We start from the raw sequence: 10460 nt of genomic DNA on the forward strand, positions 1-10460 counted from the left end.
CGTCGGTGCTCGCCCTGCGCGACGACCCGCCCGCGACGGTCTGTTACTTCGGCGACCTCGACGCCGCCGGGCTGCGGATCCCGCGTGCCGCCTCCGATCTCGCCGAGGCGCACGGCCTGCCGCCGGTGCGGCCCGCGACCGGGCTGTACCGGGCGCTGCTACGGCACGGGCGCCCGGCCTCGGCGCGGACGGTGGACCACAGCGACGTCGAGTGGCTCGACGCCGGACTGCGCGGCCCCGTCCGCGACCTCTTCGCGGCCGGGGCGCGCCTGGCCCAGGAGGCCGTCGGGGTCACGGTCCTGGCCGGCGACCCGGACTGGCGCGACGGGCTCGCCCCGGCCTGAGGGCTCACCCGGTCCGGGTCAGCTGTCGTCGCGGTCGTCGTCGGTGCGGTCGTTCCGGTCGACGTCGTGGTCGAGGACCTCACCGGTCGCGGCGTCGACGTCGACGTCGTGCTCGGCGTCGTCGGTGCGGACCTCGACCTCCCAGTGGTCGCGGCCGTCGGAGCGGGAGTCGTCGTCCCGGTCGTCGTCGCGGTCGTCGTCGGCGCGGTCGAACTCGACCGTCACGACCTGTCCGCCCCCGGCCCGCTCGACGGCGATCCGCTCGGCCGCCGCACGGTCCACGGCGGCACCGGCGCCCGGTGCGGGGGCGGTGTCGGCGGCGCTCTGCGCGGCGGGGGTCACGGCGATCTCGGCCGGCGAGGCGCACGCGGCACCGCCGCCGACGAGCAGGAGGCCGGTGGCGGCGAGGGCGGCGAGGGAGAGCGTCGAGGGCATCGGGATGTCCTTCCGGGAGGGGTCGTGCTGACACCGGTGACGATGCTGCGCTGTCGATCAACGGCGCGCTGCACGACTCCTAACGGCACCCCAAGATCGGTGCCCGCTCAGCCCGCGGGCGGCCCCAGCTCCAGCTCCACCCGCAGCCCGCCCCCGGCCGGGGAGAGCACCGTCAGCGCCCCGCCGCCCTGGTCGGCGGTGCGCCGGGCGATGTCGAGGCCCAGCCCCGTCGACCCGCCGCCGCTGACACCGCGGGAGGTCGGGTCGGTCCCGGGCGGCAGCCCCGGACCGTCGTCGTGCACGACGATCCGGGCGCCCCCGCCGGCCCGGGCCGACAGCTCGACGTCGAAGGCCGTGCCGTCCGGGGTGTGCGCGAAGACGTTGCCCAGCAGCGCGTCCACACACGCCTCCAGGTCGCCGGGTGCGCAGGCCACGGGCAGCGGGCCGTCGGCCAGGTGCACGGTCACCGAGCGGTCGGTGTCCTCGGCCAGCACCCGCCAGAACTCCACCCGCTCCCGGACGACGGCCGCCGCGTCCGCGCTGCGGGTCGTGCCGCCGCGTCGCCGGGCCTGCTCGATCGCACCCGTGACCGCGCGCCGGACGCCGTCGACCCCGGCCGACAGCCGTGCGGACTCGTCCGGGTCGCGCAGGGCCTCGGCGTCGAGCTGCAGGGCGGTCAGCGGGGTGCGGACCCGGTGTGCCAGGTCCGCGACGTTCTCCCGCTCCTCGCGCAGCAGCTCCGAGATCCGCCCGGCCAGCCCGTTCAGCGCGCTCGCGACGACACCGAGCTCGGCCGGGGCGCCGGGGTCGGCGCGCGCGGACAGGTCGCCGGCCGCGAGCCGCTCCGACACCCCGGACAGGTCGGTGGTGGCGTCGACGAGGGTGCGGGCCAGCCGGTCCGCGAGCAGCAGACCTCCGGCGAGCAGCACCAGCGACAGCCCGCCCAGCAGCAGCCAGGAGCGGGTCACCCCGCGGGTGAGCTCGGCGTCGGGGACGAACACGCGGATCGCGGCGTTGCCGCCCGCGGCGCCGGTCACCGCGAACACCAGCTCGCGCCCGCCGGCCGCCTCGGTCGACGCGCTCGTCCCGAGCAGACCCAGCCGGACGACCGGACTGCGCGGTGCGGGCGCGCCGAGCACGGTGCCGTCGGGCAGGAACACCGAGACGTCGGAGGCGTCGCGGCCGTCGGCGTTCTGGACGGCGGGGACCAGCACCGACCGGTCCCCGCCCGCGACGGCCGGGGTCAGCACCTGGGCCTGGACGGTCGCCGCGGACACCGCCGAGCTCTCGGCGACCGAGCGGATCAGCGTCGCGAGCGGGACCGCGAACGCGACCAGCACCAGCAGCACGGTCGCCCCGACGAGGACGAGGATGCGCCGGCGCATCAGGCGGTGCCCTCCCCGGTCCCCGGCGGCGCCGGCGGCGCGGACAGCCGGACCCCGACGCCGCGCACCGAGTGCAGGTAGCGCGGGGCCTGCGCGGTCTCGCCGAGCTTGCGGCGCAGCCACGACAGGTGCACGTCGACGGTCTTGTCGGCGCCGCCGTAGGGCTGCTGCCAGACCTCGGTCACCAGCTCCCGCTTGCTGACGACCTGGTCGGCACGGGCGGTGAGGTGGTGCAGCAGGTCGAACTCGCGCGGGGTCAGCTCCAGCTCGGTGCCGTCGAGCACCGCGCGCCGCGAACGGGGGTCGACCGACAGCCCGCCGACGACGACGGTGGGGTCGCCCGCCCCGTCGCCGAGCCGGCGCAGCACCGCCCGGATCCGGGCGTCGAGCTGGGCGGCGGCGAACGGTTTGACCAGGTAGTCGTCGGCTCCCGCGTCGAGCACGGAGACGATCTCGGTCTCGTCGTCGCGTGCGGTCGCGACGATCACCGGCACCGTGCTGGCGCCACGCAGCATCCGCAGCATGGTGGTGCCGTCCATGTCGGGCAGGCCGAGGTCGAGCACCACGAGGTCGGGCCGCTTCCCGACGGCGTGCTCCAGCCCGGCCATCGCGGTCGGTGCGGAGTCGACGGCGTGCCCCCGCTCGGTCAGCCCGCGGATGAGCGCTCCGCGGATGCCGGGGTCGTCCTCGACGATCAGGATCTGGGCCACGGAGGGAGAACCTATCCGCCGCGACCCCGACCGCGGTGGGGCACAGCCGTCGCTTGTGTCCCGTTTAGGGATCCGTTAACCGGGTCCGGGGCATGCTGTGCGCGTGGAACGACCGACGCGCCCCGTCCTGCAGATCGCGCTGTGGACCGCCGCGGCCGCGGGTGCCCTGCTCCTGGGCCTGACGGCCGTCGGGAGCATCGGCAGCGACCTCGCGGGCACACAGACGCAGCCGCTCAGCGCCGAGCAGGTGGACGCCCGCCTGGCCCAGCAGGCCGCCACCGCCGCGCCACCGGCACCCGCGCCCGTCCCGACGACGGCGCCCGCCTCCGCCCCGCCCGCGGTGGTGCAGGCCGGGACGGCGGGGAACATCCTGGTCCGGTGCGACGGCGCGGCCCCGCGGATCGTGTCGGTCAACCCCGCGCAGGGCTGGGAGCGCGAGGACGACACGGACATCGGCCCGGCCGAGGTCGTCTTCGACGGCGACGACGTCCCGGACGTCCGGGTCACGCTGAGCTGCGCCGGTGGGGTGCCGGCCGGCCGGGTCGCGACCGTCCCCGAGGACTGACCGACCGTCCCCGTGGACCGAGCGACCGCCCCCGAGGACCGAGCCGCGCGGACGGACCGGGCCGCCCCGCCGGAGGCGCCGGGTCTCAGCCGCCGGCGAACGGCGGGAGCACGTCGAGCGTGGCCGCCCCGCCGACCGCGGTGGAGCGGTCGCGCACCGCCACCTCGTCGAGCAGGAAGCTGCAGCGCAGCAACACCTGCTCCAGCTCCGGGCCGTGCGCGGTGCCGAGTGCGGCGACGGCGTCGGCCACCGTCGCGCCGCCGGGGATCTCGACGGTCTCCTCACCGGTGCCGGCGGCCGCCTTGGCGGCGGCGAAGTAGCGGACGGTCAGCGTGCGGGTCACCAGGGGCGTGGTGAGCGAGGGGGTCATGCTCATCCTCCGATCGCGCTCATGGGGCGCGCGGGCTGCAGGAATCCGGGGTCGTCGATGCCGTGGCCCGCCTTCTTGCCCCACATCGCGTCGCGCCAGACGTCGGCGATCTCGGCGTCGGTCGCGCCGCCGCGGAGCATGGCGCGCAGGTCGGTCTCGCCGGTGGCGAACAGGCAGGTGCGGACCTGGCCGTCGGCGGTGAGACGGGTCCGGTCGCAGGCCCCGCAGAACGGGCGGGTCACCGAGGCGATCACCCCGACGGTGGCGGGGCCCCCGTCCACCACGAACCGCTCGGCGGGCGCGCCGCCACGGTCCTCGTCGGACGGGGTGAGCACGAAGCGCTCCTCGAGCCGCGCCAGGATCTCCTCGGCGGTGATCATCTCGGTGCGGCGCCAGCCGTGCTGGGCGTCGAGCGGCATCTGCTCGATGAAACGCAGCTGGTAGCCGTGGGTCAGCGCGAACTCCAGCAGGTCCGCGGCCTCGTCGTCGTTCACGCCGCGCAGCAGCACCGCGTTGATCTTCACCGGGGACAGGCCCGCGGCGTGCGCGGCGGCCATCCCGTCGATGACGTCCGACAGCCGGTCGCGCCGGGTGATCTGCGCGAACCGCTCCGGACGCAGGGTGTCCATCGAGACGTTGAGCCGGTTCACCCCGGAGGCCGCGAGGGCCCCGGCGCGGCGGGCGAGCCCGATGCCGTTGGTGGTCAGCGAGATGTCCGGGCGGGGCTCCAGCGCCGACGCCGCGGAGAAGATCTCCTCCAGGCCCTTGCGCAGCAGCGGTTCACCGCCGGTGAACCGCAGCTCCTCGATCCCGAGGTCGCGCACCGCCAGCGCGATCAGCCGGTTCAGCTCCGCGTCGGTCAGCTGCTCCTCGCGCGGCATCCAGTCCAGGCCCTCGGCGGGCATGCAGTAGGTGCAGCGCAGGTTGCAGCGGTCGGTGAGCGAGATCCGCAGGTCGGTCGCGACCCGGCCGAACCCGTCGACGAGACGGGGGTCGGCCGGTCGGGCCGGGTCCCGGGACGCGCCGCCCCGCAGCGACGGCAGGCCGAGCTCGGTGGTCATGGGCCCGAGGCTAACCCCCGCCGTGCGGGCCCGCCCAGGGCGGGTTTCCGCAGCTCAGAACCGTGATCCGCACCCGCGGACGTGGCTGGGGTCACGCCGTCGCAGGTGCGGAACTAGTCATCGTGTACCTAGTCGAAAGGACAGGGACACGATTACTTCTGGTGGGCCTTCAGCTCCTGCCGGGCGACCGAGCGGATGTGCACCTCGTCCGGTCCGTCGGCGAAGCGCAGGGCGCGCGCCCAGGCGTAGAAGTAGGCCAGCGGGGTGTCGTCGCTCATCGCGGCCCCGCCGTGCACCTGCATCGCCCGGTCGATCACGGTGCACGCCATCCGCGGCACGACGACCTTGATCGCGGCGATCTCGGTGGCCGCGCCCTTCGCGCCGTGGTTGTCGATCAGCCACGCCGTCTTGAGCGTCAGCAGCCGGGCCTGCTCGATCTCCATCCGGCACAGCGCGATCTGCTCGCGCACCACGCCCTGCTCGGCCAGCGGCTTGCCGAACGCGACCCGCGCCTGCGCGCGCTCGGTCATCAGGTGCAGCGCGCGCTCGGCCATGCCGATCAGCCGCATGCAGTGGTGGATGCGACCGGGTCCGAGCCGGGCCTGCGCGATGGCGAACCCGCCGCCCTCCTCGCCGAGCAGGTTCGACGCCGGCACCCGCACGCCCTCGAGGCGCAGCTCGGAGTGCCCGTGCTGGTCCTGGAAGCCGAACGTCGGCAGGTGCCGCTCGATCGTCAGGCCGGGGGTGTCGCGCGGGACGAGGATCATCGACTGCCGGCGGTGCGTCGACACGGTGTCGTCGCTGTCGTCGGCGGTCTTGCCCATGACGATGAAGATCCGGCAGCGCTCGTCCGCGGCACCGGAGATCCACCACTTGCGGCCGTCGACGACGTAGTCGTCGCCGTCGCGCCGGATCCGGGTCTCGATGTTCGTGGCGTCCGACGACGCGACGTCCGGCTCGGTCATCGCGAACGCCGAGCGGATCTCGCCGTCGAGCAGGGGCTCCAGCCACTGCTGCTTCTGCTCGTCGGTGCCGAACAGGTGGAGCGTCTCCATGTTCCCGGTGTCCGGGGCCTGACAGTTGATCGCCTCCGGTGCGATGACCGGGGACCAGCCGGAGACCTCCGCGACCGGCGCGTACTCCAGGTTCGACAGCCCCGAGAGGTCCGGCAGGAACAGGTTCCACAGACCGCGCCCGCGGGCCTTCGCCTTCAGCTCCTCGACCACCGGGGGCAGGGCCCACTCCTCCGGGGTGCCGCGCCGCTCGGCCCGGAACGCGTCGTAGGAGGCCTCGGCCGGGAGGACCTCCTCGTCGAGGAAGGCGCGCATACGCGCGGTGTAGTCGGCCGCCACGGCGCTGGGTGCGAAGTCCACGGCACCGATCAGACCACAGGTCCGCAGGCCCCGGCAGTGCGCGATCCCGACATCGCGCGGGGTATCCACCGTGGCACCCCCGCAGGCGCGACCATAGTATCCGGGTCGTGCCGCACTTCAGGATCTCCGAGGCCGCCCGACTGCTCGGCGTCAGCGACGACACCGTCCGCCGCTGGGTGGACGCGGGGACGCTGCCGGTGCAGGCGGACGCCTCGAACCGCAAGGTCATCGACGGTGCCGCGCTCGCCGCGTTCGCCCGCGATCACGCGTCCGCCCCGCCGGACCCCTCGGTGGTGCAGCGCTCGGCCCGCAACCGGATGGTCGGCCTGGTCACCTCGGTGCTGGCCGACACGGTGATGGCCCAGGTCGAGATGCAGTGCGGCCCGCACCGCGTGGTGTCGCTGATGAGCAGCGAGGCCGTGCGCGACCTCGGTCTCGAGCCCGGGGCGCTCGCGGTGGCGGTGATCAAGTCGACGAACGTGGTGGTGGAGACGCCGGGCGGGCACCTGTGACCCCCGGGGCCGGCACCGCCCCCGCGCCGGCCCCGACCCGGCGCCGCGAGGGCGCCGCCGACCGCCACGGCACGGGCGTCGGACTGCCGGTCTGGATGTGGGTCCCGGCCGGCATCGGATTCCTGGTCATCGCGCTGCCCGTGCTCGGGCTGCTGTGGGAGGCCGACTGGGCGGAGACCCCCCGCCTGCTCACCAGCGATGCCGCGCTGTCGGCGCTGCGCCTGTCGCTGCTCACCGCGGCGATCTCCACGACGCTGTGCCTGCTGCTCGGCGGGCCGCTCGCGGTGGTCCTGGCCCGCGGCCGGATCAACCGGCTGCCCAGCCTGATGCGCGGGATCCGCTCGGTCGTCCTGCTCCCGCTGGTGCTGCCGCCGGTCGTCGGCGGGCTCTCGCTGCTGTTCCTGCTCGGTGCGAACGGGCTGGTCGGGAAGGGCCTGGACACCGCGTTCGGGATCTTCATCCCGTTCTCGACGGCCGCGGTGGTCCTGGCGCAGACCTTCGTCGCCATGCCGTTCCTCATCGTGTCGCTGGAGGGCGCCCTGCGGACCGCGGGAGAGCGCTACGAGGCGACCGCGGCCACCCTCGGCGCGTCGCCGGGGCTGGCCTTCCGCCGGGTCACCGTGCCGCTGGTGCTGCCCGGACTGGCGTCCGGGCTGGTGCTGGCCTTCGCCCGCTGCATGGGCGAGTTCGGGGCGACGATCGCGTTCGCCGGCAGCCTGGAGGGCACCACCCGGACCCTGCCGCTGCTGGTCTACCTGCAGGGCGAGACCGACGTCGCGGGAGCGGTCGCGCTGTCGCTGCTGCTGGTCGTCGTGTCGCTGGTCGTGATCGTCGTCGGGCGTCCGCGCGGGCTGGACGGCCGCGGATGAGCAGCGGCGGCGACACGGTGGAGCCCGGTGTGGACATGAGGGCGCGGCTGGACCGGGACGGGTTCGCCCTGGATTTGGAGCTGTCGGTCGCCGCGGGCGAGGTGCTCGCGGTGCTCGGCCCGAACGGGGCGGGCAAGTCCACGATGCTCGGCATCCTGTCCGGGCTGCTGCGCCCGGACTCCGGGCACCTGCGCGTCGACGGCCGGACCCTGCTCGACACCGGCGACGGGACCTTCGTGCCGCCGCACCGGCGCGGTGTCGGGCTGCTCGCCCAGGAGCCGCTGCTGTTCCCGCACCTGTCGGCGCTGGCGAACGTCGCGTTCGGGCCGCGTGCCCAGGGCACGCCCCGCGCCGCGGCCGACTCCCGGGCCCGCGACCTGCTCGACGCCGTCGGTGTCGGCGGGCTCGCCGCCCGCCGCCCCGCGCAGCTGTCTGGCGGACAGCAGCAGCGGGTCGCGTTGGCCCGCGCGCTGGCCCCCGGGCCGGGGCTGCTGCTGCTCGACGAGCCGCTCGCCGCCCTCGACGTCGACGCCACCCCCGCGATGCGCACCCTGCTGCGCCGGGTCATCGCCGACGGCAAGCAGACCGCCCTGCTGGTCACCCACGACGCGCTCGACGCGCTCGTGCTCGCCGACCGCGTCGTCGTGCTGGACCGGGGCCGGATCGTCGAGTCCGGCCCCGCCCGGGACGTCCTGGCCCGGCCGCGGAGCGCGTTCTCCGCCCGCATCGCCGGTCTGGACCTGGTGCCGGGGGTGGCCGAGGGCTCCGGGGTGCGTACCGCGGACGGGACCGAGATCCGGGGCCGGGTCGTCGAGGTCGCCGAGGGGGAGCCCGCCGTCGCGGTGTTCCCGCCGTCCGCGGTCGCGGTGCACGCGAGCAGGCCCGAGGGCAGCCCGCGCAACGTCGTCCCGGTCCGGATCGCCGCGCTGGAGCCGCGCGGGGACACCGTGCGGCTGCGGGCCGCACCCGTCGCCGGGGGGCCGGACTGGGTGTCCGGGCTGGCCGCCGACGTCACCCCGGCCGCCGTCGCCGAACTGGGTGTCGAACCCGGTCACCAGGTGTGGTTCGCGGTGAAGGCGACCGAGGTCGCCGTGCACGGCCGGCACGCCTGAGGGCCACGGCCGATCCGCTGATCGTGCAGCTCGGAGCCCTGCCGGGCCCCGGACGGCAGGCGTCCCCGGCACCGCCGGTACCGAAACGCTCCGTCACCCGGGTGGTCCCAGGTGTCACCCGGGCCACCATCGTGTCTCTCGCACCAGGCGTCACAGGCGCATAGCGTCGCTGTCCGTGAGATCCATGCGTCCCCGCGCCGCTCGTCTGGTCACTGCCGGTGTCCTGGCGGTCGCGCTCGGTGTTCCTCTCGCGCCGACGGCGTCCGCCGCCGAGACGGCGCCGTCGGCACCTGCCGGGTACCTGGTGCAGACGGCGACCGACGGGCAGACGCGGGCCGCCGCGGAGTCCGTCGGCGTCGAGCCGAAGGTCACCTTCGACAGCGTGGTGCACGGCTTCGCCGCGGACCTCACCCCCGCCCAGGCGACCGAGCTGCGCGACCGGCCCGGCGTCGTCGGGGTGGAGGAGGACCGCACGATCTCCCCGCTCGACCCGCAGGCCGCCCACCAGGACGCGCCGGTCGGCCCGCCCGCGGGTGCCGAGCAGGCGCCGGGCAACTGGGGGCTCGACCGCATCGACCAGCCGAACCTGCCGCTGGACGGGCAGTACCGGCACACCGCGACCGGCGCCGGGGTGGACGTGTTCGTCCTCGACACCGGCGTCGACGCGAGCCACCCGCAGTTCGGCGGCCGGGCCGGGCTCGAGCTCAACACGATCGACCGGACCGACACCGACTGCGACGGGCACGGCACCGTCGTCGCCGGGATCGCCGCGTCGAAGGACTACGGCGTGGCCCCGGGCGCGACCGTGCGCGCCGTGAAGGTGCTCGACTGCAACGGCACCGGGACGCTGTCGTCGCTGATCTCCGGTCTGGACTGGGTGACGAAGAACAAGCGCGGTCCCGCGGTCGCGGTGATGTCGTGGAGCTACGGCGGCTCGCCGATGCTCCAGCAGGCCGTGCAGCGCATGATCGACTCCGGGGTGTTCGCGGCCTCGTCGGCCGGCAACACCGGCGGCGACGACTGCACCGCGCTGCCCCGAGCGATCGGTGACGTGCTGGTCGTCGCGAACTCGACGATCGACGACAAGCGCTCGTCGAACTCCTCGACCGGCCGTTGCGTCTCGCTCTACGCACCGGGCACCCGGATCGTCGCGCCGGTCCCCGGGGGCGGCACCGCCTCCTACAGCGGGACCTCGATGGCCGCGCCCTTCGCGGCCGGGGTGGCAGCGCTGTACAAGCAGGCCCGCGGCGACGCGCCGGCCACCACCGTCACGAAGTGGATCGTCGACAACGCGGTGCCGGGGAAGGTCGACGGCGGCGGCACCGGCGGTACCCCGAACCGGCTGCTGCAGACCGGCGGGCTCTAGCCCCGGGCCTCGTCGGCCCACTCCCACAGCTCGTACACGGGCTGGTCGAGCAGGTCGTTCAGCTCGGCGGGCGACACCGACGGCGTCGCGAGCCACAGCACCTGGTCGGTCCACAGCCAGGCGATCCGAGGCGCGCCGCAGTCGCGCAGGGCACGGGCGGCGGCGGCGAGCGGGCCGGGGTCGAGGGCCTTCGGGTGGCCGGTGGTCACGACCGCGACGACCGTGCCGTCCACCTCGACCGACGCTCCGGCGACGGCGACCCGGTGGTCCGGGCCGGCGAGCCGGTCGAGCGCGGCGGCGTGCTCGGCGGTGTCCTGCTCGGCCCAGGTCGGGAGGAGGGCCAGCAACGCGTCCCAGC

General features: G+C 75.3%; 12 protein-coding genes and 1 pseudogene. 6 read left to right on the forward strand and 7 right to left on the reverse strand.

Annotated features, from left to right (window positions below):
* Positions 1 to 344: pseudogene (locus GTW08_RS01840) on the forward strand (hypothetical protein); the annotation flags it as partial.
* Positions 345 to 362: 18 nt separating this feature from the next.
* On the opposite strand, the gene GTW08_RS01845 reads toward GTW08_RS01840, so the two are convergent.
* The 3 genes from GTW08_RS01845 to GTW08_RS01855 form a co-directional block, all read right to left on the reverse strand.
* A complete protein-coding gene (locus GTW08_RS01845) occupies positions 363 to 779 on the reverse strand; it encodes a PepSY domain-containing protein (protein WP_073576606.1) in 417 nt (138 codons plus the stop codon).
* Positions 780 to 886: 107 nt separating this feature from the next.
* Positions 887 to 2164 (reverse strand): HAMP domain-containing sensor histidine kinase, encoded by a 1278-nt coding sequence (locus GTW08_RS01850; RefSeq protein ID WP_073576605.1) that lies wholly within the window; start codon positions 2162 to 2164, stop codon positions 887 to 889.
* Entirely contained in the window at positions 2164 to 2874 is a 711-nt protein-coding gene (locus GTW08_RS01855) for a response regulator transcription factor (RefSeq protein WP_073576604.1), read from the reverse strand. The genes GTW08_RS01850 and GTW08_RS01855 overlap by 1 nt, the downstream gene beginning before the upstream one ends.
* Positions 2875 to 2977: 103 nt before the next feature.
* Here GTW08_RS01855 and GTW08_RS01860 point away from each other — a divergent pair, with 103 nt between their 5' ends.
* The gene (locus GTW08_RS01860) at positions 2978 to 3439 is read left to right on the forward strand and encodes a hypothetical protein (protein ID WP_073576603.1); all 462 of its coding nucleotides are present in this window, start codon (positions 2978 to 2980) and stop codon (positions 3437 to 3439) included.
* Positions 3440 to 3524: 85 nt separating this feature from the next.
* On the opposite strand, the gene GTW08_RS01865 is transcribed toward GTW08_RS01860, so the two are convergent.
* The 3 genes from GTW08_RS01865 to GTW08_RS01875 all read right to left on the reverse strand — a co-directional run bounded on the left by GTW08_RS01865 (position 3525) and on the right by GTW08_RS01875 (position 6198).
* On the reverse strand, positions 3525 to 3809 hold the full coding sequence (locus GTW08_RS01865) for a MoaD/ThiS family protein (RefSeq protein WP_083658803.1): 285 nt from the start codon (positions 3807 to 3809) through the stop codon (positions 3525 to 3527).
* A gap of 2 nt (positions 3810 to 3811) precedes the next feature.
* Positions 3812 to 4870, reverse strand: coding sequence for a GTP 3',8-cyclase MoaA (gene moaA, locus GTW08_RS01870; RefSeq protein ID WP_073576602.1), 1059 nt, complete (start codon positions 4868 to 4870; stop codon positions 3812 to 3814).
* 152 nt (positions 4871 to 5022) lie between these two features.
* On the reverse strand, positions 5023 to 6198 hold the full coding sequence (locus tag GTW08_RS01875) for an acyl-CoA dehydrogenase family protein (RefSeq protein ID WP_202416266.1): 1176 nt from the start codon (positions 6196 to 6198) through the stop codon (positions 5023 to 5025).
* A gap of 152 nt (positions 6199 to 6350) precedes the next feature.
* On the opposite strand from GTW08_RS01875, the gene GTW08_RS01880 reads away from it, so the two are divergent.
* The 4 genes from GTW08_RS01880 (at position 6351) to GTW08_RS01895 (ending at position 10102) form a co-directional block, all read left to right on the forward strand.
* Positions 6351 to 6755 carry a TOBE domain-containing protein gene (locus tag GTW08_RS01880; RefSeq protein ID WP_062398137.1) on the forward strand — a complete coding sequence of 135 codons (405 nt, stop codon included), beginning with the start codon at positions 6351 to 6353 and terminating at the stop codon, positions 6753 to 6755.
* A gap of 95 nt (positions 6756 to 6850) precedes the next feature.
* A complete protein-coding gene (locus tag GTW08_RS01885; RefSeq protein WP_073576893.1) occupies positions 6851 to 7624 on the forward strand; it encodes an ABC transporter permease in 774 nt (257 codons plus the stop codon).
* Between the two features lie 35 nt (positions 7625 to 7659).
* A complete protein-coding gene (locus GTW08_RS01890) occupies positions 7660 to 8736 on the forward strand; it encodes a sulfate/molybdate ABC transporter ATP-binding protein (RefSeq protein ID WP_202416268.1) in 1077 nt (358 codons plus the stop codon).
* Positions 8737 to 8920: 184 nt separating this feature from the next.
* On the forward strand, positions 8921 to 10102 hold the full coding sequence (locus GTW08_RS01895; protein ID WP_073576599.1) for a S8 family peptidase: 1182 nt from the start codon (positions 8921 to 8923) through the stop codon (positions 10100 to 10102).
* Here the strand turns inward: GTW08_RS01895 and GTW08_RS01900 are convergent.
* Positions 10099 to 10460, reverse strand: a 362-nt coding sequence (locus GTW08_RS01900; RefSeq protein WP_237453459.1) for a hypothetical protein, incomplete at its 5' end; no start/stop codon positions are given. The two genes, GTW08_RS01895 and GTW08_RS01900, sit on opposite strands and share 4 nt — an antisense overlap.

Source organism: Pseudonocardia sp. SID8383 (genome assembly GCF_009864975.1).
GTDB classification, from domain to species: domain Bacteria; phylum Actinomycetota; class Actinomycetes; order Mycobacteriales; family Pseudonocardiaceae; genus Pseudonocardia; species Pseudonocardia alni.